The following is a 24,208-nucleotide window of genomic DNA, read 5'->3' as shown; positions in this document are numbered from 1 at the left end:
CTCCCTGGTATGGGGTGGCTGGGGTTGAGCGTCTTCGCGAACCCCCAGTTCATGCCAAAAATCGCTGGGGGTTCGCAGACTCAACCCCAGCCACCCGCCGACGCAGTTGTTTATTGGAATCCGTATCAGAATTTGACCTGGCGACTTCCGGCCATGTCCTTTGGCCGAGGCTCCAGGCCTTCCATCGACTGAGCGTCCGGTCGGTCCCGGCCCACTTTGACCGTATGCTTACCAGTCGAATAGACCCGTGGCTGGAAGCGGGTTCCCTGCACGCGGACTGCGTAAAGAATATCTCCAGTCGCTTCCTCGATCACCTGAACCACAGGATTCTCAACCCCTTCGAAGATCAGTTCCGGCAGCCAGCCTTGAATCGCGCGACCATCGTTAGCATCGAGCGCAATGGTCACTGGCCAGCCGGGGAACTGGGCTTTGTCTCCTTCGCTGACCTTTGAAAACCGCGGCCAGCACTCGAACGTAATCTTTCGCGACTTCTTGTCGAAACGGATCAGGCCGTAGCCATCGGCCCTTTGCTGTTCGTTCTGAATGTTCTCGGGGTTGGCGTAGGCCAGCATGCTGATCGGATTGCCAAGTCCATCTTTGAAATCACCAGTCCAGGGCAATGGGCTGTTCGGAACGGGATTCGGCCCGGCCTGCTCATCCAGCGGATGCCACCAGCGACCATAGATTGTGTTCACAAGGGCGGGACTGGTGAAACCAAACGGGCCGTCGCCGAACGTCTCAATACCATGCTTGACGACGACCGCCAGATGCTGGTCGCCACAGAGATGCGGAGCCCACGCGCGACGAATCTCCCGGAGAGCACGATTGCGACCACTTTGCGGCCAGCCATTGCAGTCGAGATCGGCCAGCAGTCGGCTGTTCGGTCCGCCATGCATATGGACCGCTCCGCAAAAGGCGGTCGCAGAAAGAACACATTTCATCTCGGCACCGCCGCTGTAATCCTGCGACCACTCGTGCAGGAACTTCTCCTGTCGCGGGCCGAGCAGTTCGAGACCAGGCAGGTCAATACTCTTCGGGTCATACGAGGGATCATTGATATGGTCAGGACGCGGTCCCATCTGCGGGATCATTCCAGCAGGACCGGTCTTGAACTTTCGATCTTCGAGAATGGCAAAGTCGATGCCACCGACAGTCATTCGCGTGAAATAGACCGAAATATCCCGGTTGACTGGCGCGGGATCGGGTGCATCGGGCAGATGCCATGATTGCTGCCGCTGGACCTGATTGACGTATGCGACCGGGTACCGATAGCCTCCGTCCGCATCGCCTTCGATGTGCGATTGACCACCTTCTTCGCCCCAGAGATTCGGATGGCCGACATCGTGATCGTCGGGAATGCAGACCGTGGGCCGGTCGCGGATGATGTCGCGGAACTGCAAGCCGAATTCAATCCAGCCGGCAGTGTGTTCGGTGTGGCGATAGGTCTGATCACCACCGAAGAAAAGAACATCAGGATCCTGAGCGCGGAGGTTATCGACAATCTCTGTGCGTGGTCCGATGGTGCGACTGCTGTTACAGCTCATGTTGGCGACAACGATCACCTCTTTCTCGACAGGATCGCGACGGATGAGGCCTTCAAACATGGCCTTCTCGCCGTGACGCACTCGATAGGGAACGTTCTTTGAACCATCCCAGCCCTCGACGCGAAAATGGGCATCCCAACCCGGATAAAGCACCTCAGTTCTGGCGATCTCCTTCCAGTCTTCGCCTGCGGGTCGGACTTCGAGCCTGGCCACACGCTCTTCATCGGGCTTTAGTGGAAAGAGCTGGGCACTCAGCTTCAGCACGCCATTCTGCTGCGTGTAATACGCGAAGCAGACCACCTCATCTCGCGGCACATTCATCGAAGGCGGTGCCGCCGGACCGCCAGCCGCTTTGGTTTTGCCCTTGGCGTTCTTGTTCGCATTCGGCGTTGCCGCCAGCGCCCCTTTGTTCCACCACTCGCCGGTCGTCAGCGATTCCAGGTTGGGATACTTCTCTCCAAACGGTGGCACGGCAGCAGCAAAAGCGCGGGAAATACAAGACTGTCCCAACAGAACCACAGGGGCAATCTTCAGCAGCAGGCGGCGTGTCAATTTCATGGGTGAACTCTGAAGAGGTACTGCATGAGAGGTATTGAGCGTTTTGAAGCAGTAATAATACTACGTCATCAGTATCAGTGTCAGACCAACGAGGAAAATCAAGGCGACGTCCGATCAATCGTTATGGAACATCATCTTGATTTCCCTGGAACGATGAGTCTAACTCTCGGTGCCAACCTTCAAGATGACATCACCAGAGCTGCTTGATAAATGGAGTTCAAAGCCATGGGCCATTTTCTGATATCGAACCATTTTCCCGTCGATTGGTGTCAATGAATTCTCACCGTCCCGGAGGACCCTTAACGCCTGTTCCAGTAACTGACGACGAATATGCAGTTGCTCTTCACGAGTGATGACATTTCCAATTGATGGCAGAGCTGTGATGGTCAGGCAGCGTCTTAAATCGGCCTTGTCCTTTAACTGTTTGGCAGCTTCAATCGACTTTTCAAAGGCGTCGACTTTGGCCTTTCGCTGATCGATCGGCAGGCTGGCAATTTGGGCCAGAGTATTGAAATCATCGCTCAATTGATCAATTTGTGCATGAATATCAGCAATTGACAAAGTTCTGATTAACTCGGCCCGACGCTGTCCCTCACGATCCTCTGGCTTGGGATCCAAATTGCAGGGGACACCGATCGACAGACAAAGCGCTGCAAACAGTTTTTCGATTGAGGGAGAATTGCCCTGCTGTCGAATCTCGGCTTCTAGTTTTCGTTTCAACCAGGTACCAAAAATCTCGCCTTCCCATTGCATGGCAGTGGCAACAGTGACCGTTGGTGGCAGCAGTGCAAGTTCTTTTTCAAGACGATCCCGTTGATCTTTTGTTAACGCCGGAAGTTGGCGGGCCAGAAGGTCAATGGCGGCCTTTTCAATCGAGGCATTGACCAAAATCGAAATCAGAAGGGGACTGCTGGCACAATCCCGCGCCATTTTCAGAGTTGCCAGAACATCATCGATCGCTGCATCGTTCTCACCCTCAGCAAACCGCTGTCGAGCCCTGAGAAGACTAACGCGACTGAGTTCTCGCAATTTCTGGACGTGCGGTAGCAGTAATTCGGGGCCAGCGCTCATGTCCAGTTGCCAGTCACAAGGAGTCACCTGGCGGGCACGCTGCATTTCATGCAAGGCAATACGGTATTGAGCAAAAATTGGTTTTAGCTGATCAGAAACTGGTGCTTCGTCGCTGGAAATGGCGGCTTCGAGAACCTTCTTCTGCTCTTCAGTCAGATTCGGGATCGCATAAAAGGCCTGCCAGTAGATAACAGCCGCGTTGGGAGCAGCAGCCATCTTGACAACTGGCGCCGATTGAGGAACGACTTCAGCACGGAGATGTGAAGAAGTTCCGCCAGATATCAGTAATCCCAGAATCAGCAGGGTCGTTGTTCGTTTCATTGTACATTTCCTTGCCATACAGAGGGAGGTTGAGATGAATCGTTAAAGACATGTTCCGAACATTGAGCGAGGAGTTTGTCGAGGGACTCCTCTGACTCAGACGCTGCTCGACGAAGTGCCATCAATGTTGGCACTGACCGGGAAATGGAGGCATCCGCAACGATGACTGGAGCATCAGAGACAACCTGCGAAGGAGTGGGCAGGGTCGGATCGACAGATCTCGCGACTGAAGGCTGATGTTCTCGTGAGAAGAATGGGCTAAAAAGACCTATCATCACCAGAATACCGGCAGCTACCAGTATGGCGCTCACGAACGCTGTGACAGAGTATCGCTTTCTCCTGGGTATCTCTGACTTCAACGAAAGAAGGGTTTGTTCGATGAGGGCCACACGGGCTGAATCAACTTCAGGTTTTGCAGTCCTTAAGGCCCCTGTGAGATTCTGCATTTCCACAAAACGCTCCTGGCATCCTGCACATTGGCCAAGATGCTCCCGGAGTTCGCGGGATTCGCTTTCCGTCAGACAGCCAGCAGCGTGCAGGCTGATCTCCTCAAGGCGAGTTTCACAAGGTGTGAGTGAATCGTGCATCATGGTTTCACTCCTGATTCCCCGGTGTTCGAGAAAAGGTTCACAGTGATTTTTTGTTGCCGCAGTTTTTCCAGACCGTTGTGAAGTCTCGATTTGACTGTTCCCAACGGAACATCGAGTGCTGCCGCTATGTCTTCGAGGGACGCTTCGGCAAAAAAACGAAGCTCGATCACCTGGCGGTGTTCATCGGGAAGCAAAGCCACCGCCTGCCGCAGTCGTGATGCGTCTTCGTTCAGTTTCAATTGGTGAACAGGATCAATCGTTTCAGCCGTCATGAGAGAAGCTGCATCGAGAAGCCACGAGTGCGGTTCTTGCAGCGACTTCTGTCTGAGAGATTTCAAGAATCGATGCCTTAAAATTCCGTACAACCAGGTGGAAAACTGGCACCGGCCATCGAATCGACCGATGAAACGCCACCCTTCCAGTAATGCTTCTTGCGTCAGATCCTCTGAGAACTGCTGGTCTCGGCAAAGAGTGAAGGCACAACGCAGCAACGATTCTGAGTGCCGGCGGGCAAGTTCTTGAAAAAGACCTGACTCCCCCGCTTGTATGCGGCGAATCAGTTCGCTCTCGGAATAAGTGCGATTGCCTTCCATGCCCTTTGATTCCCTGCTTCACGGAAAAAGGTTCAGCACAATCTCACGATTTTTTCACATGCACAGCAAAAAGTTTGTCGGACGACTTACCCTCAAAAAAGGTGGCACGTAATCGATCGGAAGAGGCTAGCTGCTCATTTTGTCTTACCGATAACCAAGACCAACGGGCAGCCGGCATGATCATCAATTTTCAGCGAACACGCGTTGCCACTCATTTCGGTACAAATAGCGATCAGGAAAGAAGGCTCCAAACTGCCCGTGAAGCTTTTGATTTCCTTGCGAGTTGCCTATCCAACTCCCCCTTGATCATCAAGAAAGACAAACCCCCAAGTGCATCACAGGCCTTCAGTGGGAACAGAATGTCCCAGCAAGAAGCTGATGCCATCTTCAACAGCAGGCGGCGTGTCAATTTCATGGGAGAACACTGGAGAAGTATTGCTTGAGACGTGTTGAGCGTACTGAGCAGTAACAATACTAAGCCATCAGTAACAGTGTCAGGCCAACCAGGAAAATCAAGGCGGCTAACCGCCAATTCTGTCGGCTGTGAGCCGATGAGTAGAAACTTGCCCAGATCATGATGAGGATTGCGGCCACCCAACAGATGATCGCCAAAGGGGCCATCACTTCCAGGAAGACATTGAGTTTTCGAAAACCGTCGGCAATGCTCCCATGATTCCGGTCAGGAATCCATTCGGCAATGATGAAGAAAACCGGGATGGCCATCACCAGAGGCGACCAGCCCAGAATTCGAGCCATTCGCCAAAGTGGCACTTGTCTCGACGTTTGAAGCTGAGTGACAGGATCCATCTGAGTGATATCAGGCTCACGCAATTTGAATAAATCATCTTTCAAGGCACACCATATTTCGCGAAGAAACTTTCAATTTCTTCGTCCGATGCCTGCCAACCTGCTCCCCGAGTTTCTTGCATGGCCACCAAGCCCAGGAGCGTTACCAGATCTTCGGCAGAAAACTGAGTCGTTGTGTCTTCGGCAACCCAAATCATGCCTGACTCAGTAAATGCTGATGGTTCTTTGACAATCGACAATCCCCTCGCAAGGAGTGCAAGATACGCCGGAACAATCGTATTACCAGCGTTTGTTAGCTGTGATTTCATAAGTAATGCCTTGTAGATTCTACACATTCAATGACGGCTGTTGTTGATTATCTTTGGGTCTAAATGTCCGTAGATTCTAGAGAGAGTCTGTATAGATGAAAATGTTTCTCCATCATGTCGTTCATGACGAAGAGGTTGTGGTGATTCTTAAGATTGTTGCTCTTGGGGAGCCTTGTGGCCTCTGTCCTTGAGCCGGGCAAGTCGTTACAAAGAAGTTGCTGCTGGTCAATGACTTTGCTCTTTGCCACTCGGTTTTGTTTGCCACCTGGGTTTGTTTGACAGCTGGTTTGTTTACATCACGGATTGACATCTCCTCCTTTTTTGCGAGAAAGGCACGTGCTCATGCCTCGGTCGCGCGCTTTATACATTGTTGTTTCTGAGAACCTCAAAGAGTTCACCCGCTGTCTGAGTTTGTTATTCCTGGGAGGAGTGTGCTGCTTTCTGGGAGGGCAAGTCACTCTGGGGGCAGAGACTTTGCCCGGACGCGAGATTCTGGATCTTTCGCTGGTTCCACCGGTGATTCAGACCCATCCCGGGCCCGAATATTCGCCGGAGCAGCTTGACTACTCCATGACCATCGGGATTGAACGAACGTCCAAAGGACGTTTGTGGGCCGCCTGGGTGGCGGGTGGAGACAGCGAGAAAGGATTTTTTGTGCTGGGCCTGAGTGATGACGATGGCCAGACGTGGAAGTCGCCACAACTGGTCATTGATCCACCCGAAGCACCCACAGGTTTGAAGCGTCGGATTCTTGTCGGAAATTTATGGACTGATCCCACCGGCAGACTCTGGCTCTTTTTCGATCAATCGATGGGCTATTTTGATGGTCGTGCCGGGAACTGGGCGATCACGTGCGATGACCCCGATGCTGCATCTCCTGTCTGGTCGGCTCCACGCCGGATCTGGGATGGTTGCACGCTCAATAAACCGACTGTCCTCAAGTCGGGGGAATGGATGCTTCCCGTTTCATTATGGGATCGCGGCAAGATCGGTCCTGCGGAACTCAAAACCGCTGCTCCAGAACTCGACCCTTACCGCAAGGCCAATGTCCTGGTTTCCCAAGATCAAGGAAAGACGTGGAACTATCGTGGCGGCGTCGCCTTTCCTGGCCCGCAGTTTGACGAACATATGATTATCGAACGCAAGGATGGCACACTCTGGATGCTGGCCCGCACCACAGAAGGGATGTTTGAAAGTCTCTCGCAAGATCAGGGAAAGACCTGGAGTCAGCCTGAAATGGCGATGCCGCATATCCCGACGAGATTTCATATCCGTCGGTTGGCTTCAGGAAGCCTGCTGCTGGTCAGGCATGGCCAGGTGGATGAACGCACAAAACATCGGACACGACTGATGGCGTTCCTCTCACATGATGAGGGCCAAACCTGGGGCGGCGGACTGATGCTCGATGACCGGGGAGGAGTTTCCTACCCGGATGGTTTTCAGGCTCCCGATGGAAGAATCTACATTTCGTATGACCGCGAGCGGGCGAAAGAGCGGGAAGTGCAGCTGGCTGTTTTTCGGGAAGAGGATGTGGCAGCTGGAAAAATTGTTTCACACGATGCACGCCTTCAGGGAGTGATCACCAAGGCCATGGGCGGGCTTCTCGAATCAAAATTGCCCGGCGTGAAAAAAGACCCCGTGGCGCAGCCAATTGACGTGAAACTTCTCGCCATGGTCGAAGGTTCGCAGGGTCGATGGAAAGACAAAGCTCTGCAGAATGCGGAGTTCGACCGTACAACGATTGCCTATGATGGTATCACACCGAACAAATTGGTTTGCGACACGACACTGCGTCAGTTGCCGGATAAATCGTGGGCGCTCTACCTGCTGGCGGGTGACGACATCGAACCATCGCCAGGGAACTACATAGGCGTCGTCAAAAGTCTGGATCAGGGAAAGACCTGGTCTGCGATCCAGGAGGTTCCCACCGGTCTGCCGCGCAGTGGTCTCACCAGTGGACAAGGTGCGACCGAGGTGATGGTGCATCGCGGCAAGTTAACCATGTTCTTTTCGACGCACTCTGAAACGTGGGGCCGAAACTGGCAATCATGGATCATGACCAGTCCCAATCAGGGCCGGGCCTGGAGCAAACCCAGATTGCTGCCAGGACGATTGGGCCAGTTCACGTTCATTCGCAACCACATCGTCACGAAGGATGGGCGAATTATGGTTCCCTTCCAGCATTATGAAGGGCCGGGACCAGATGTTCCTCCGCCACCCGCGGAAGATCGCCCCTGGCACAAGGCGCTAAGGCATTATGTGAGCAATCCGCGAAACGGAGTGCTCATCAGCAGTGATCAGGGGGAAACGTGGACAGAGTACGGCAACATCCGTCTCACCACAGATGATCGCTACCATGGCTGGGCTGAGAACAATATCGTCGAGCTGGACGACGGTACGATCAAAATGATCATTCGTGGGGATCGACTCGGTGGTGTGCTATACATGGCCGAATCAATAGATGGCGGCAAGACCTGGCCAAATTTTGCTCAAAAAACCGAGATTCCGAATCCTGGTTCGAAGGCGACCATTTACAAGCTGCGTGATAATGGTGTCGCCATGCTGCATAATCCCAATTCCAGTCACCGCAGTCCCCTTTCCTTATGGGTCAGCTATGATGGGATGAAAACATGGCCTTATCGAAGGGTGCTGGTTAAAGAGTCTTCAGATGGCTCTCAGGGGCGACTGAATTATCCGGATGGGTTTGTCAGCGAGGATGGTTATCTCCACTTTGCTTACGACGATAACCGTCACCGAGCTGTTTATTACGGTGCCAAACTTCCCCAGCTTGCGATTGACGAAAATTCTCCATAAGCGCGGCATCAGTTATTCAATAGATATCGTCGCTATGAACTCACTTTGAGCGAGATTTTCCGCCTCCATTTGGGGTAATCATCGCTCAGGAGTTTTTGCGGCCAGGTGCCGTACCAGGCGTAGCCATTGCGTCGTTCGTAGCCAATCTCAGCCAGCGTCGCTTTAGGAATCCCGTCGCGATCAACGAAGACCGGCTGATTGGTCTCGATCTGGTAGAAACGAGCCCATAGCGGAGGAGCATGTTCATCAGCCACCACCACTCGATTGATCCCTTCGGGGCCTTTCTTGTCTTTCTCGGTGGCCACGCGAATGCCTGTGAGTTTTGATCGCTCGAACCACGCGATCGCGGCATCCACAGACTGCACAATCTCGGGCGATGGATCATCAATGCTCATCAGAAAGCGGGTGATTCCTGCCGATTCGCACCCGCTGAGCGTTGCCAGTTCAAACGTTCTCGCAGGCTGTGGGCGAAAGTCGATTTCGTCGTGCTGCGCGCACCAGACTGTCAATGTGCCCTCAACCCGGATCTGACACTTGAGAATGCAGTCGATTCCCCGGCTCACAGCAATGGTTGCCGCCTGGCGGCGATGGTCATCGACGAACTCGTATCGATCTGCTGTCGCGACTTCCCGCAGGAATTCGAGCAGACGCACCATCGCACCATCATTGAATGTGATATGGCGATGATAGCCCGCACCCGGCGGTGAGAATTGGGGCCAGCCGCCGTTCTGGTATTGCCCTTTCAGGATGTATGCGAGGCCACGGTCAAACGACTGGTGGTACTTGGAATCTTTTGTGGCCTTATAGATACGAGCCAGAAATCGCAATTCATCGGTCGTCGCTCCGTTATCGTAAGTCCCTTTGAGCTGTGAGCGATCGCCGGTATAGCGAGCGGCCGTTGTATCAACATTCTTGGGCCAGCCGCCGGTTTCACTCTGGAACGAGAGAATACTTTTCGCAATTCGCTGTGCCTCGTCTCCCGCAAACCAGGCATCGCTCTTCTTAAGAAAATCCTTCGGCCGAGCATCCGCGATTTGAGCGACCAGCAGCAACGCAGCGATGATGAGCCCGCATCGAAAGATCATCGAACTTAACCTTTGCCTATTGATTACCTGCAGGAATTAACTTGTGTCGAAGAATTTTAGCGATCTATTGGCGTTTTGTATGGCGGCCGTCACTCACGACGTGCCGAGCTACGTCTGGGCAAATTCTGCCCCGGTGAATAGTATGATCCCGTCCGGAGTTGATGAACGCTTCGAGGATGAGCAGAAGAACTGGTGGGTTGCGCAGAGCCTTAACTCCACCCGGCCGCACTTCTCTTGACGATGGCGTCGTTACATGTGTTGAAGATCTCCTATTCGCCGAGTGGTCGGATCCATTCGCCTTTTTTGTTGATATAGCCCTGTTTGCGGTCAAAAGCGACCTCGGCCACGCCGTGGCGAAAGCCGCCGTAGATCCAGCCGTATCGACCAGGAATCACTGGTTGGCCCGAGCGATCGATGAAACCCCAGCCTTCTTCGCCGAGATTGACGCCAGCAAGCCCTTCCGAAAAATCGTTGGCGTACTCGAAGCGTGGGGGAATGGCCCACTCGCCGCGTTTGTCGATGTAGCCGCTTAACCGGTTTTTATAAGCTCTGGCCAGCCCTTCGGAGAAAGCAGCGGCGTACTCAAATTGCGGCTCGATGACGACCTGTCCCTCAGCATTCACATAGCCATACAGACCCTGCTTGCGGAAAGGAATGAGTTCGTCCTGCTCGCCCGTGGCGTAATGTTCGGGAAGAGGTTCCGGGACACGATTGCCGGCACGGTCAATAAACTTGTAACTGCACTCGACCCCCACGTCGGCAATCAGACTGAGCAGGATCCCTTTGTAAGTGGCAACACCCACCCGGGCGATTCCATTGCGAAACTCTTCCGCAGCATCGAACTGTGGTTGAATGACCACCTGGCCCGTCTTATCGATGTAGCCCAGTTTGTCGGTGTGCCGCTTGTCCTGAAACTTGGCCAGACCCTCGGAAAAGGAACCCACGCTGATGAATTGCGGTTCGATGACCATGCGCCCGGTTGTGTCAATAAACCCCCACTGGCCTTGCTGAAGAACGGCTGCGAGTCCATCGTGAAAAGGCAGTGCCTGTTCGAAAGCAGGCTTGATGACAATCTTGCCTTCGGGATCCATAAACCCCGCTTTGCCGTTGACCGTCACAACAAAGAGGGGTGGCCCAACAGGTTCGACTTGTTCGGGAGGAACCAGTTGCGAGAAAGAAGCAGAGGGGATAAAGATCATCAGCACAATCGTTGCGAGAATCGGTATTCGCATCATGTTCTCCAAGCTTCTGACTAACGAACAGGCTCAATCGCAGCGGGTGCCGAGTGAGTATTGAGTTTTATAAATCTTGCGTGCTTCTGTTATTGGAAGCTGTGCTCGGCGCTGCGTGTGTATGACAGTGATTTGTGACGTGTGCCAGGAGACCGAACGCACATAGCACGACACCGCCAATGAAGGGGGGTAAGCCCCAGTCGAGCAAATGAACGCCTATCTCGCGATTCTCGGCAGGACCAATGTCCGCAAGGATTCCGAGAAACCCCAGAGCAGCAAAACCGAGGGGTAGCAAAGAGATCAGAAGACTGATCATTCCCAGGGCGAGCGAGATGGTTTTGAGATGCCGCACAGCCCTGCTCCTGACAAAAGTTTGTACGCAGTCGATTCGAATAAAACTACCGCTTGAGCTTTGCCTGTGGGTGGATATTCGACTGTCGCTAGACCGCATTGCCCCATCACAGATTGCGGATGCGGGATGAAATTGTCAATTTTTTCCGCATGCCGGTCCAATTCGTTGCGACAGGTCGTGGACTGAGAGGTCCTGGGAAACGGAGATGCCATGGATGCCTTACCACCTTACGGGACTGTCAGGTAGATCGGATTGATTTTCTGAGCCGCATCGTATATTCGATTATGCGAATGTACACAGAATCGAATGTAAGGGCAGGTCGTGATGTTGGAGTCGCTGCGGCAATTCAAGGCGGGGATTTTTCAGGCACTTGGCCACCCGACACGAGTCGCTGTTGTCGAGTTTCTGAGTCACGGCGAGATGTCGGTCGGCGTGCTCTGCGAAAAGATCGGTGTGGAACAGGCCAACATCTCTCAGCACCTGGCCATCCTGCGAAACAAACACATCGTTGAAACCCGCAGGGATGGCAATCAGATCTTCTACCGCCTTCGCGACCCCCTGTTGGGTGAGGTGTTGGAGAAAATGCGGGAGTATTTCTTCGCCCACCTCGGTGAAGTGATGGAGATGATGCAGGAAGAGAAAAAGGGAGCGAAAAAGTCCGAACAGAAAGCCAGGCGATGAGACGCGTCCACTCCGTCCACACCACCTGGCGGTGTTGTAACCGGCCAGTGCAACCCACCTGGGGCACACTTCTTGAATTGTTTTCAGCCGGGTCTGCTGAACTGCTTCCGCCTCTTATAGGGAAACATCTGTAATGGTCAGGGCTATTCTCGATCCTACTTCCATGGCACTGTTGCTGCTGGCTTGGCCGCTGATTCTTAACCTGCTGACGATCATCAAGTCAAAATCGAAGCTCTCATTTTACTCGATTTCCATAATATCCACCGCTTGTATGGCGGTCATTGCGGTTCTGCATGGCCCTGAAAGCGGTTCGATTCGTCTGGGTAACTGGATTTCGTTCTCTCTTGACAGATCCTCGTGGATGTTCGTGATTGTTGTCTATTTATGCTGGAGCGTCACATTACTCTATTCCGTGGGCTATATATCAGCCCACCTTTCAAATCAGGCTGAATCATTTCACAAGTACATGAATGCGACCGTAGGATTGTCGGTGGGGGCCGGGCTTTCTGATAACTTCTTCACACTGCTATTTTTCTACATTGCGGCGATACCAACGATTGTTCCGCTCATTACTCTCAGAGGGGGAGACGCTGCCCACCGCGCGGCAAGATTCTATGTCAAATCAACACTTTGGCCTGTACTGCTCATTGTGCTCCCTGTCGTCGCATGGAATTTTCCGCTGGGCACCCCTTTTGAACAGATCAGTATTACAGACTTCGGGTGGAGCCATGGCAAAGCGTCCATCATTCTCGCCCTGATCATTGTGGGGCTTTCGAAGAACTGTGTCGCCCCGTTCCACTTGTGGCTACCAACTGTTTCTATCGCCCCGGCACCTGTGACTGCCATGATTCACTCGGTCGCGTCGGTGCAGGTGGGAAGCATCGTGTTATTCAAGATCGCCAAGCATGTTTACGGCATGGAATTGCTTCGTGAATTGAGCGATCACTTTCTTGAGACGGGGTGGCTGATTTACTTGTGTGGCTTTACGGCCATCTATACGGCGTATCGAGCGTGGAAGACGCCGGATTTGAAAGAGCGGTTTTCGTTCTCGACCGTCGGCCAGTTATCCTACATTATTACTGCGATTCTGGTCGGAACGCCGGAGAGCATGCAGGGGGCGATGCTGCACATTATCACGCACTCGATCGCCAAGCTGGGATTATTCTTTTGTGCCGGAGCCTTTCTCACATCATTTGGAAGTGTCCAGGCCCCTCAAGTGGCCAACGCGATTCCCGGTCGGCGGTGGCTCGGCGTGGCGGGTGTGCTCTTTGGATTATCCATCAGCGGCTTTCCGTTTTTTGCCGGTTACTATAGCAAGGACATTATGCTGTTGGAGGAAGTTCATCGGCATCACTACGCCGCTGCAGGATTTTTACTCATCGGTAGTTTTCTCAACTTTGTCTATATCTACCCTCTGATCCGTGCGACTATTCGGCGAGCGACGACAGCGACGCCCGCCCCGGCTCCGCTGCCTTTCGCCATGGCTGCCGCAATTGTTACGTGTGTGGCATTTATCCTCACGCTTTCGGCAAGTGCATTTTTCTTGATGCGATTTGTAAGTGTGTAGTTGCGACGGGCCGGGCGAGGGTCTTTCTAATCGATGTGAATCTCTTGCGTATATATACTCTGGGTCGCCACTCATTAAGAAGCGTACTGCGATGAAGTCACTGGTGGATTTTTCGCCAACAACGTGCGAATTTCCCTCATCCCGGCCTTCTCCCGTCGGAACGGGAGAAGGAGAAAAGGCCATGTCTGCATGGTACGATCGGAGTCAACTCAACTCGGGTGCAAATGAAGAGATCTGGCCCCAGCCACCCAGTCGGAGATAGGAGAGATTGTTGCTTGCTGATCAGTCTCTGGGAGACTCTGGAGGTGGCGGGAGTTTCTGGTCGACCCTGAAAATCGGTTCGTTTTGTCCCTCCGCACGCAGTGACCCGGTTTGCAGAAACCGCAGGGCGTGTTCACCAACGGCCTGATCACGCATCATCAGAGCGTGGATCACCGGGATGGTGATGAAGTCGGCTGCTCCGGGCAGGCGTGTGCTGGTCACTTCGACTGTGCCGTCGTCATCCCCTGCGATGAACGGGTTCCAACCTTTTCCGTCGCCGCGAACACCAGCAATGACAGCGAATTCACACGGCGGAATGGGGAGACTGGGGATCACTCCCTCAGGATCTGTGACAAGCTGTTGACCTGCCGGCCCGAAGACGGTTTTGAAGAGCAGAGTGCCCTTCAAATGGTCAGCCATCCGCGCTCCCTGATTCGGAGTGCCCAGCATGACGAGCCGTCCAATGCGGGGATCATGATATTTCTCGAAGTAAGCCCGCGTCACCAGTCCACCCATGCTGTGCACCACCAGATGAATCTTCTCGACACCTTCCAGCCCGCTGATGCATTGATGCAGGTACTCGGCACACTCACGAATATCGATCTGAGTGCTGGGATAATCGAACTCCAGCCCGGTCATGTCATGCTTTTCCGCCAGGCGTGCCAGTGTCGACATCGACTTGGATGACCTGACGATTCCATGCACGAAGATGACCACAGTGCCGGACATCGACGGAATGTGGTCCTTCTTTCGCAGTTCATTCAGTGCCTGATGGCAAGCTTCGAGCGTCCCGCTGGCCAGACGACGATCGTGACTGTCGAGTAATCGATAGTGGCCCGTGAAGACATTCTTTTGAATTCGGAAGTGATGGAAGAAATGGACATCACCCCAGAATTGGCGGCCACCCAAAGTGCTCGACCAGATGCTTCCCTTGGGGTCTCGAAACATGGCTGCCATCGGATCATCCTCACCAGCGGGGGTTTCGGCAGGCTGGGCCTCCACCAGAGATTTGACCAATGACAATCCGTTGGGAGGAAGAACTTCAGCGCGTCGGTCCAATGGTGGCTGGCCTGCCTGCTTTGGGGCTGATCCCTCTTCCTGGCCTGCTGCTGATACCGTGGTCAAAGCGACTGTGCACAGCCAGACCACACGGGCAGAGTATACCATCGAGGAATTCAACAGTTGCCGAAAAAGTTTCTGCATGCCTGAACTCCCGGAAGCCGCCCGTTCACGAAATCAAACTGAAATGACAAATGAAACTTGAGAATGATAAACACTTTTTCAGCCATTCACTCACACTGAACGACCAGCTGGCGATTGTCCAGAACCATCACAAAGTCTTGAGGTATTCCAGGAGAGCTTTTTTCTCATCGGCGGTCAGTGCACTCGGGTAATCGTGCCCGACAGATGACTTGCCTTTGAGCTTCGTATCGAAGTAGCGGCGTCTTTCAGCGGGAGTTTTGATACCTGTCGGCAATCGGCCGAACTCTTCCACTTCGAGACCTACTTTGTTCGTATCGTAACCATTTTCAGTTCGTTTCCAGACGGCAGGGCGATTCTCGGGATGAAGGACATGCCAGAGCGTGGGGACGCTGCCATTATGAAAATACGGAGCACTGGCCCAGATACCGACCAGTGGAGGTGCGACATAACCGGCGGGTTCGATGATCACTGGATGATTGCCGTAATCGCTCATCCAGCCATCTTTCATCCATTGGCGATGTGTAGCCGTTAATGCCTGCAGTCGAACCGGATCAGTTCCCACATCGCTGATGGGAATGACTTTCTGTTCGTACTTCACAACATCGCGTTTGGCTGTGGTGAGCGCATGCAGCGGGGTGTCGGCGGGAAATTCCCGATCTGAAACGAGGGTTCCCTGGCCATAAGTGCCATGACAGCTGGCACAGTTTTTCTCGAAGACGACTCGGCCTGAGGCGGCCAGTGTGTCATCGACGGGGAAGGGATAGGCCGGTGCCTCGACAGATTCGATCCATTTTTCGATGGCTCGGAAATCATCTTCCCAACTGTAGATTGTCGATTGGCCGTTCACTGGCAAGAGCATGAACTGCATGAGAGGGCGGTGATACTTGGGAGCGAAACCATCGCAGTAGAGCGAGGTTTTATATTTGACATTCCAGAAGGGTGGAGCATCGACATCGTGATGAATGACTGGCGGAACTGTTCGTGCCAGATCAACCGACATGTCCGGGCGGCGGAAGGTCCCCAGGATCACTCCAAAGATGACGGAATTGGTCGTGCCATTGGTCACATTGAGTGGAATCGTCAGTGAGGCCGTTTCCAGATGTGCGAGAGTCTCTTTGTTAGCGAGCTTCACCTGACGAAGATCTTCGGCAAGCGTTTGCAGGGCAAAGTGTGAATTGGGAAGGCCCGCCTGTGATTGGCCGGCCACTTTACCGCCGTGGCAGGCGAGGCAGGTCATCACCCAATTCCCGGATTCTGTTTTGAGATATCCCAATGCGGGAGTCCCAGAAACAGCATTCTCCTTGCTGGATTCGGCAGACTTTTGCTGGGGATCTTCAATCAAGCCATAGTACGAGAAGAGAAGCTGCCGCTTCTCGTGCGGGGCAGCCTGTGCATACTTCGTTTTCCAGGGCTCGGGCCAGACGGTCCAGAGCTGCTCCAGGTGGCGATCATGAAAGTCTGCCGGAAGAAAAGGTTTGGATTTGAGGATCCGATAGCCATCCTCTGCGGTGACTTCCTGAGGATTGGCCTGCTGTGGAATTAAGACTGTGGGTGAATCGCTGGCCTGGGTGAGCGGAGCAAAAAAACCAGCGATCAGCAGAAGTGCCAACGCGATCAAGAGATTCGCCAGATGCCGTCTTGTACTCATCCCGAAAGCTAATGGGGCATTGAGGATTGGTAAGGCATGCTTGCTCAGAGCCGCAAACATGGCACGAAGGCAGTTCATGTTCTGGCGATGCTCCGATTGATCAACATCAGCAGCTGCTTCGTCCATGCGTGGTGGCGAGCAGGTCTGTGCCGGATTCTGGATTTGAGGAGCCAGCCGCGGGGTTGCTGCTGGAACTTCCTTCACCAGATAAACTGCAGGGAGCAGTCCCCATCCGAGGTGCATTTGCGAGGGCGTTGACAATGGCGTCGACATCGTAGACACATCCTCCCCAGGTTCCGCCTCCTAACTGCTGCAATGCTGCCCAGAGCCTGGTGTCGGCCGGAAGTTCTGGGTCTGGAGCTAATTTCGGGTGAGGTGTACGCCCTGCTAGAATTCTAGCACCATGTTCGGCTGTGAACGTGGCATCACCTTCGCCAATGAAGTTTATACTTCCCGTCAAGTTCCGCGTATCGATCCGTACTTCGATGAGATCATTATCGCGGAGTTTCCCAATCGGGCCACCCGCGAGAGCTTCCGGGCCGACGTGACCAATGCAGGCCCCCGTCGAAACCCCCGAAAAGCGGGCATCCGTGATCAATGTCACCTCTTTTCCGAAGGGGAGATACCTCAGGCTGGACGTGATTTGATACGTTTCTTCCATCCCACAGCCCAAGGGCCCACGCCCGGCAAGAATGAGAATATCTCCTGCCTGGACTGCGGGCTGAGACTGGCCTTTGACCGCACGAATCGCTTCCCGTTCCGTTGCAAAAAACCGCACGCGGCCAATCTTGTGGTAGACACCATTCGCATCCAATGTGGACTTGTCGATGGAAGTGGCTTTGACAACCGAACCTTCGGGGGCAATATTCCCGCGAGGGAAGCAGACAGTACTGGTCAATCCACGAGCCTTCGCCAGTGCGGGGGGCATCACCACGTCATCGGGATCGACGCCATCCCGCTCATGCAATACCTGACGGACACGTTCGCGACGTTCACTCTTTTCCCACCATTCGAGAACGTCACCGAGTGGTTTGCCAGTGGCTGTCAAAGCATTCAGCTTGAGGAGGCCTAAGGCACGCAAATGGAGCATGAGTTCCGGAACACCTCCAGCCAGGAAGAATCGCACAGTGGGGTGACCTACGGGCCCATTGGGAAGGCAATCCACCAACCGGGGTGTCGCGAGGTTGATCCGGTTCCACTCTTCGACCTTGGGCCGCTCGAGACCGGCAGCAAAGGCGATAGCCGGGATATGCAGCAGCAAGTTGGTCGAGCCACCGCAGGCTGCATGCACGACCATCGCATTATGCAGCGAATCGGCAGTGAGGATCTTGTTCATCGAAAGACCTGTCAGCCGCTGTGTCACGACAGCTCTGGCTGAACGGACGGCAATATCCAACCAGATCGGCTGGCCTGAAGGTGCCAGAGCGGCATGTGGTAAAGACATTCCTAACGCTTCAGCCACAATTTGCGACGTGGCGGCTGTCCCGAGAAACTGGCAACCACCACCTGCTGAACCACAGGCGCGGCAGCCTGCTTCGGCAGCATGTTCCAGCGAGATTTCGCCTTTGGCATAACGGGCACCGATACTCTGGACTTTCCCGGTATCTTCGCCCGAAACAGGAGGCAAAGTGACTCCGCCAGGGACAATCACACACGGCAGATCGTGCATCGAAGCCAGTGCCATCATCATGGCGGGAAGGCCTTTGTCGCACGTAGCCACACCCACGACACCTTCCCGCACTGGGAGTGACCTGATCAACCGGCGGAGCACAATGGCGGCGTCATTCCGATAGGGCAGGCTGTCCATCATCCCCGTTGTGCCTTGGGTACGGCCATCACAAGGATCGCTCACATACCCGGCAAAGGGTAATCCCTCCAGACGATCGATTTCTTCGGCAGCAGCACGCATCAACAGGCCGACTTCGTAATGGCCCGTGTGATAACCCAGAGCAATCGGGCGGCCATCTTCGCCGCGAATACCACCTTGTGTACTTAAAATGAGGTATTGCGGCCTCAAGACTTCGGCGACAGGCCAGCCCATGCCGGCATTTTGAGTGAGACCAAACAGATCGCCACTGGGAGCATTTCTCAACAGTTCGTCGGTGAGTGGCAAAGCACCTTGCGGGCCAGGGCCACGAGTTTCAATCTGCCAGAGATCAGGAGTCTGTGAATCGACAAGGCTTTCAAAGGTCGCCGGTTGCATTGCGAGGCTTTCCCGATGATTCATTCCGCGCGGAGTTCGAACGAGCCAACGTCAGCGTGCAGAATTTGAATTTCACCGACAAATCATCGGCTGACGGCTCAGGCCTTATGTTAGCACAAAGCCGGCGTGGGTGCGTGAGATCAACCCATCAAGAGGAGTCCAGGTCAGCTTGTCAGGCCTCAATCACCAGATGGCTGAAGGCGCGGGCCTGGCAGGGGAGGATATGGCCTTGTGCTCGTTCCTGTGGCGTAAGAGCTTCGTGGACATCCATCACGACTTCGCCACTGATGAGTCGCACACGGCACTGGCCACAAACACCGGAGCGGCAATCGTAGGGCCAGTCGAGTCCCGCGGCTTCAGCCGCTTCGAGCAGATTGTTGTAGCCACTCAATTCGATGGTTTGCCGGGACGATTGCAAGGTGGCTTGAAACTCGCCCGGAGTTGCGGAGTGCGTGGTGAGTTCGCGTGAGGAGGTCGCTGTGGTATTGGCTGGAGACTCCACAGGCAGAATCTCAGTCGCCTCTTTTTGTGCAGCTGGTGAGACGAAGGCTTCGGTAAAGATCTGCTCGGCAGGGACTCCAAGTTCAGTCAGAAGCTCACGAGTGGCATCCATCATGGCGTCGGGGCCGCAGAGATAGACCTGGCGCTGGGGCCAATCGTGCAGGCATTCGCGCAGCCACGAGGTATTGATCCGTCCTTCACCTCGCCGCCAGCCATCCGGCACCATCCAATCATCCATCTCTGGAGATCGAGTCAATGTGACGGCCACATGAAGATTGGGAAATCGATGGGCCAGATGTCGCAATTCGTCGTAAAAGATCAAATCTTTGGGTGATCGATCGACAACGAGAAAGTGGATTTCGCCGGGCCAGCAGGTATCGGTGAGGTAACGAGTCATCGACATGAGAGGTGTGATTCCCACACCACCCGAGATGAAAACGACACTTTTCGCCTGGCGACCATTGAAGAAGAACTTTCCACCTGGTGCCGATATTGAGAGAAGATCGCCTTCTTGCAGGTGCTCGTGCAGATACCGCGAGACGAGGCCATGTTCCTCCCGCTTGACAGAGATTTCGCAATAGCCCGATTGGCTGGGGGATGATGCGATGGTGTACGAGCGACTGACGAACTTTCCGTCGATGAGTACTTTCAATGTCAGGTACTGTCCGGGTTCAAAGGCAAACGGCAGGTTGTTGCCATCGGGAGCCACGAAGCGAAAGGTCTTTACAAGAGAAGTTTCGTGAAAGACACGCGCCAGCTTGAGTTCACCTGTCCAGAACCTGGGCCGACCTGTCGCAGTGGCTGGTGATTTGACGGAGGTGTGGACGGGAGAGTGAGACTTGGAAGTTTGCAGGAGCTTTTTCAAAGGAAGACGCATGAGCAGAAAGGCGCCCAGGACAACAGCAAAGGCGAGGGGCTGGCGAATATCGGCTTTCACCTGCATGAAGTAATGGAGGACGGCCAGTGCTCCTACGATGTAGGCTGTGCGATGCAAGAGCTTCCAGCGTTTGCCGCCGAGTCGATTGATCATGGCGTTTGTGGAAGTGACAGCCAGGGGGACCATGAGCATCAGTGCGGTCATGCCTACAAGTAGGAACCTGCGTTTCGCGATTTCGTCGAAGGTACTCGACAGGCTCAAAGCGCGATCAAATCCAAAGTAAATTCCGAAGTGAATGGCCGCATAGAAGAAGCCAAACAACCCGAGAATACGACGAAAGGCGACCGGGGTCGTCCAACCCGTGACAACTCGAAGTGGTGTCACAGCGAGGGACGCCATGATGAAGAGCAGGGAGACGTAGCCTGTGGTATGGATGGCCTGTCCAATGGCGTTGCCACCGGTTTTACCCTGTAACGCATCCCAGCCCAAAAGTGCCAGGGGGATGAGACCATTGATAATCAGCAGCAGCTTCCAGAACTGAATCTCACTCACGCGGCGGCCTTCCCGAGATGCATGGATTAACGCGGACAATTCAATTCCATCTTCGAAGCCAACGGAAAGTTGCCCTGATGGCTGCTCCTGAGCGGCGGCCCCCTATCGGCGGACAGGGATCAGTAGAATTTTCGCAGATTCATTCCTGTATAGAGAGAAGCGACCTGCTCTTCGTAACCGTTGAACATGAGGGTTTTGCGACGCCCCAGTTCGCCAATACGCTGTTCAGTCGCCTGGCTCCAGCGGGGATGATCGACTTCCGGATTCACATTCGCAAAGAAACCGTACTCGTGAGGTGCGAACCGATTCCAACTGGTGGGGGGTTCGTCGGCCAACAGCGAAATTTTGACAATCGATTTGATGCCTTTGAAGCCGTACTTCCAGGGAACGACCAGCCGCACGGGAGCACCATCCTGGGGTGGTAATTCTTTGCCATACAGTCCTGTTGCGAGCAGAGTCAAAGGATGCATGGCTTCGTCGAGCCGCAAACCTTCGACATAGGGCCAGTCGAGAACAGGCGAGGCCTGCCCGGGCATGCGGACAGGATCGAACAATGTTTCGAACGCCACATACTTGGCTGCAGATTGGGGCTGAACGGCTTCAAGAATTCGGGCTAAGGGAATGCCGGCCCAGGGAATGACCATCGACCAGGCTTCGACGCAGCGCATGCGATAGATGCGTTCTTCGGGTGGGCTGAGTGCTTTCAGCGAATCCATGGTGAAAGTGGTGGGCTTATCGACCAACCCACCGACGTCGATTTTCCAGCCCTCAGTCTTGAAATTTGCAGCGGCTCTGGCCACCCCTTCTTTCGAAGTGGTGAACTCGTAGAAGTTGTTGTAATTGATAATGTCAATCTCGGGGGTCAAAGGTTCATCCACTTTGAACCCCTGGCTGGCCAGATTGGCATCCGTATCAGCAGGACGTACCAGACCCTCGATCGCGGCGGTGTTGGCCTCTTTCTGGGCAGGTTGTTTGAATGCACGATAGATGCCAACTGTGGCACCGACAGTGCCCAATGCAATGGCTGCCCGCATGATCTGCCGGCGATTGAAATAGAGTTCAGGCGGTGTTACTTCCGCATCAGAAATCTTTGGATCTGTGGACATTCCCACCTCACTCTCGACGTTTCAAAAGACGAATGTGGGCCAGTGCTGACAGCCGGAAGCTTACTTCTTCTCGCCGGCCATATCTGGTGCCATCATCGCGGGAGGTTTCATCTTATCGTCACTTTTCATGGCTGGTGCCATCATACCATCTGACATTTTGGGATCTGCCATCATCTTTTCGCCAGCCATTTTTTCGCCGGCCATCATGCCATCATTCATCTTCGGTTCACTCATCTTCGGCTCTCCCATCATGGGAGCCATGGCAGCACCACTTCCTCCTGCGGGGGCTGAACTTGTGGTTGAGGCTGCTTGACCACAACCAACCACCAGACCCATCAAACCTGCGCCAGCCCACATCCAGACGGTACGACGATGCATGTGATTTTCCTCAATACCGGGTGAGCTTAACGTAGAGAAAGTTCTCGCAAGCTCATACCCTTTGCCACGAATTCGATTGGCCAGTCAGGCCACATGACCATTGAGATCAGGAAGATGTGAGAAAGGTGACACGCCGTGCAAAATTCTTCGGAAATGCAGGCTGAAGATGGGAAGCCAGGCTAAGGGCTTGTGAAAACTGCAGACGTCGATCTGTGATGTCTAAGTGTCTCATGCAAACTGATGTGCTTCGGGGAAGTCGCCCGATGATGCGCGAGGTTCAATTTGCGGGACTGTAAAATTGCGGGGCTATCAAAGAGCGAGGGGTTGGAAACCTTGCGATTTCCAACCCCGAGGCTCGTGCGATACCCTATCGAGTGTTCTTAGTGGAATTCGGGATCACGAAGAATCGAATTCGCAGAACGTTCTCTAAGGACATGGCCGCTACGAGACGGTGGCTCTAAGCCAGTCCGTCGACTGTCACTAGGATTTGCCACCTCGCTGGCGACTAGAACTAAGACAATTCAAACGACCACCTCCTTTCTACAGTTTATAGATCGTCCGCCGGATTCGATCGGGGTCACCTCCGATCACATCTCCAGCCGGTCTACCGTCGCACTACGTTTGTGCGAACTGTCGGGATTATTTACTGAGTTTTGAACAACGGCAAGACCGTTTTAGCGAAGGAATCGCGAATTTTTGATTTTGATCGCCTCTCTGGCCGCACTTTTCTCAGTGACAATCCCGAGAGACTCAGTTGCTTTGGGCTCTGTTCACCGAAGATAATTCAAAAACAATTAAAGGTTTGGCAGGTAACAGAAGTGACGAATCCTTCGGCTGATCGACGTGATTTTCTGACGGGTCGGCTGGCACAACAGATTGCTGCTGAAGCGGCACTTCGATCTGCCGACTTGCCAACTACAGAGGTACCAACTCGTGGGCCAGTCCTGCTGCTGCAAACCACAGCCATGGCCTGCCATTTCGACGTGATCCTGAATCCTGATGGCCCGGCTCTGCAGGTGGAGGCCGCTTCCGAAGCACTGGATCTGGTGCATCAGCTCGAAGCGATGATGACGATCTATCGTCCCGAAGCCGAGCTGGCGATCATTAATCAAACGGCAGCGCTTGAGCCTGTCGAAGTCAGCGGTGAACTGTTCGACTTATTGATCGAAGCCCGGGATCTGGTCGCGAAAACGGAAGGGGCGTTTGATCCCACCACTGGGCCACTGATTGCCGTCTGGAGAACAGCTCGGAAGGAAGGTCGCCTGCCAAGTACAGCCGAACTTGAAGCTGCACGGCAACTGACGGGCATGGACCAGATTCAGTTGGATGTGGCGTCAAAAACGGTCCGATATCGCCAGCCCGGTGTGGAGCTCAATCTGGGTGCGATTGGTAAAGGATATGCGGTCGATTGTGCCGGGAGGCATTTGAGTTCGCGTGGGATCGACCATTGGCTGGTGCATGGTGGAAAGAGCAGTGTCCTGGCTCTGGGAGACCATGCGGGGCATGGCGGCTGGCCTGTCGGATTACGCGATCCTCTGTTGCCGCAGCATTCGTGGGGCACGATTTTATTGAAGAATCAGGCCCTGGGAACCAGCGGAACAGCCGCACAGGGGTTTCGAGTCGGTGGACGGCGGTATGGTCATATTCTGGACCCTCGCACGGGCTGGCCTGTCGAAAACGTCCTTTCTGTCAGCGTATTAACGGCACGAGCGGCCCTGGCAGACGCACTTTCCACGGCTTTTTTCGTGCTGGGGGTCGAAAAGACTCGACTTCTCTGTGATAATTCAACAGATGTCGGTGTGTTGTTGTTTACCCAGTCCAGTCGTCAGACGGCTGCGGAAGCCACAATCATCAACGTCCCTCCAGAGATTCTTTACCCTGCCCGCTCACCTGCCGCCTCATTCTGAGCTGATGGATTGAGTTCTCTGGATGCTCCCAAGCTGGTTTGATGATGAT

At 54.0% G+C, this 24,208-nt stretch carries 17 protein-coding genes; 4 read left to right on the top strand and 13 right to left on the bottom strand.

Annotated elements, in window-relative coordinates; all coding sequences use genetic code 11:
• Window positions 1–125 precede the first annotated feature (125 nt).
• From PLIM_RS19480 to PLIM_RS19450, 5 genes are all read right to left on the bottom strand, one after another.
• Entirely contained in the window at window positions 126–2,102 is a 1,977-nt protein-coding gene (locus PLIM_RS19480) for a metallophosphoesterase family protein (RefSeq protein WP_013112030.1), read from the bottom strand.
• A 159-nt stretch (window positions 2,103–2,261) separates the two neighbouring features.
• Complete coding sequence (locus PLIM_RS19475) at window positions 2,262–3,494, bottom strand: hypothetical protein (protein ID WP_013112028.1); 1,233 nt, start codon at window positions 3,492–3,494, stop codon at window positions 2,262–2,264.
• Between the two features lie 586 nt (window positions 3,495–4,080).
• Window positions 4,081–4,677, bottom strand: coding sequence for an RNA polymerase sigma factor (locus PLIM_RS19465; protein ID WP_013112026.1), 597 nt, complete (start codon window positions 4,675–4,677; stop codon window positions 4,081–4,083).
• A 474-nt stretch (window positions 4,678–5,151) separates the two neighbouring features.
• Complete coding sequence (locus PLIM_RS19455; protein ID WP_148227194.1) at window positions 5,152–5,484, bottom strand: hypothetical protein; 333 nt, start codon at window positions 5,482–5,484, stop codon at window positions 5,152–5,154.
• A gap of 41 nt (window positions 5,485–5,525) precedes the next feature.
• Entirely contained in the window at window positions 5,526–5,819 is a 294-nt protein-coding gene (locus PLIM_RS19450; RefSeq protein ID WP_148227193.1) for a hypothetical protein, read from the bottom strand.
• 315 nt (window positions 5,820–6,134) lie between these two features.
• Between PLIM_RS19450 and PLIM_RS19440 the strand changes: the two genes are divergently transcribed.
• Window positions 6,135–8,606, top strand: a complete 2,472-nt coding sequence (locus PLIM_RS19440; protein WP_013112023.1) for a sialidase family protein — start codon at window positions 6,135–6,137, stop codon at window positions 8,604–8,606.
• A gap of 32 nt (window positions 8,607–8,638) precedes the next feature.
• On the opposite strand, the gene pelA is transcribed toward PLIM_RS19440, so the two are convergent.
• Both pelA and PLIM_RS19430 read right to left on the bottom strand, forming a co-directional pair.
• A complete protein-coding gene (gene pelA, locus PLIM_RS19435) occupies window positions 8,639–9,691 on the bottom strand; it encodes a pectate lyase (protein ID WP_013112022.1) in 1,053 nt (350 codons plus the stop codon).
• Window positions 9,692–9,960: 269 nt separating this feature from the next.
• The gene (locus PLIM_RS19430) at window positions 9,961–10,926 is read right to left on the bottom strand and encodes a WG repeat-containing protein (protein ID WP_081440320.1); all 966 of its coding nucleotides are present in this window, start codon (window positions 10,924–10,926) and stop codon (window positions 9,961–9,963) included.
• Between the two features lie 673 nt (window positions 10,927–11,599).
• Between PLIM_RS19430 and PLIM_RS19420 the strand changes: the two genes are divergently transcribed.
• Both PLIM_RS19420 and PLIM_RS19415 read left to right on the top strand, forming a co-directional pair.
• On the top strand, window positions 11,600–11,956 hold the full coding sequence (locus PLIM_RS19420; RefSeq protein WP_013112018.1) for an ArsR/SmtB family transcription factor: 357 nt from the start codon (window positions 11,600–11,602) through the stop codon (window positions 11,954–11,956).
• Between the two features lie 133 nt (window positions 11,957–12,089).
• Complete coding sequence (locus PLIM_RS19415) at window positions 12,090–13,523, top strand: complex I subunit 5 family protein (RefSeq protein WP_013112017.1); 1,434 nt, start codon at window positions 12,090–12,092, stop codon at window positions 13,521–13,523.
• Window positions 13,524–13,805: 282 nt separating this feature from the next.
• Here PLIM_RS19415 and PLIM_RS19410 read toward each other — a convergent pair whose 3' ends face one another.
• From PLIM_RS19410 to PLIM_RS19385, 6 genes are all read right to left on the bottom strand, one after another.
• On the bottom strand, window positions 13,806–14,987 hold the full coding sequence (locus PLIM_RS19410) for an alpha/beta fold hydrolase (protein ID WP_013112016.1): 1,182 nt from the start codon (window positions 14,985–14,987) through the stop codon (window positions 13,806–13,808).
• Between the two features lie 127 nt (window positions 14,988–15,114).
• Window positions 15,115–16,713: a c-type cytochrome gene (locus PLIM_RS19405; protein WP_013112015.1), complete on the bottom strand. Its 1,599-nt coding sequence runs from the start codon at window positions 16,711–16,713 to the stop codon at window positions 15,115–15,117.
• 28 nt (window positions 16,714–16,741) lie between these two features.
• On the bottom strand, window positions 16,742–18,838 hold the full coding sequence (locus PLIM_RS19400) for a YjhG/YagF family D-xylonate dehydratase (protein ID WP_013112014.1): 2,097 nt from the start codon (window positions 18,836–18,838) through the stop codon (window positions 16,742–16,744).
• Between the two features lie 172 nt (window positions 18,839–19,010).
• Window positions 19,011–20,807, bottom strand: a complete 1,797-nt coding sequence (locus PLIM_RS23290) for an FAD-binding oxidoreductase (protein ID WP_148227192.1) — start codon at window positions 20,805–20,807, stop codon at window positions 19,011–19,013.
• 80 nt (window positions 20,808–20,887) lie between these two features.
• Window positions 20,888–21,874, bottom strand: a complete 987-nt coding sequence (gene msrP, locus PLIM_RS19390) for a protein-methionine-sulfoxide reductase catalytic subunit MsrP (RefSeq protein ID WP_013112012.1) — start codon at window positions 21,872–21,874, stop codon at window positions 20,888–20,890.
• Window positions 21,875–21,934: 60 nt separating this feature from the next.
• Window positions 21,935–22,252: a hypothetical protein gene (locus tag PLIM_RS19385; RefSeq protein ID WP_013112011.1), complete on the bottom strand. Its 318-nt coding sequence runs from the start codon at window positions 22,250–22,252 to the stop codon at window positions 21,935–21,937.
• An 818-nt stretch (window positions 22,253–23,070) separates the two neighbouring features.
• Here PLIM_RS19385 and PLIM_RS19380 point away from each other — a divergent pair.
• The gene (locus tag PLIM_RS19380) at window positions 23,071–24,159 is read left to right on the top strand and encodes an FAD:protein FMN transferase (protein ID WP_148227191.1); all 1,089 of its coding nucleotides are present in this window, start codon (window positions 23,071–23,073) and stop codon (window positions 24,157–24,159) included.
• Window positions 24,160–24,208 lie beyond the last annotated feature (49 nt).

The organism is Planctopirus limnophila DSM 3776, from assembly GCF_000092105.1.
GTDB lineage: Bacteria > Planctomycetota > Planctomycetia > Planctomycetales > Planctomycetaceae > Planctopirus > Planctopirus limnophila.
Note: the sequence above shows the minus strand (reverse complement) of the source record. Positions and strands in the feature narration are given on the sequence as shown.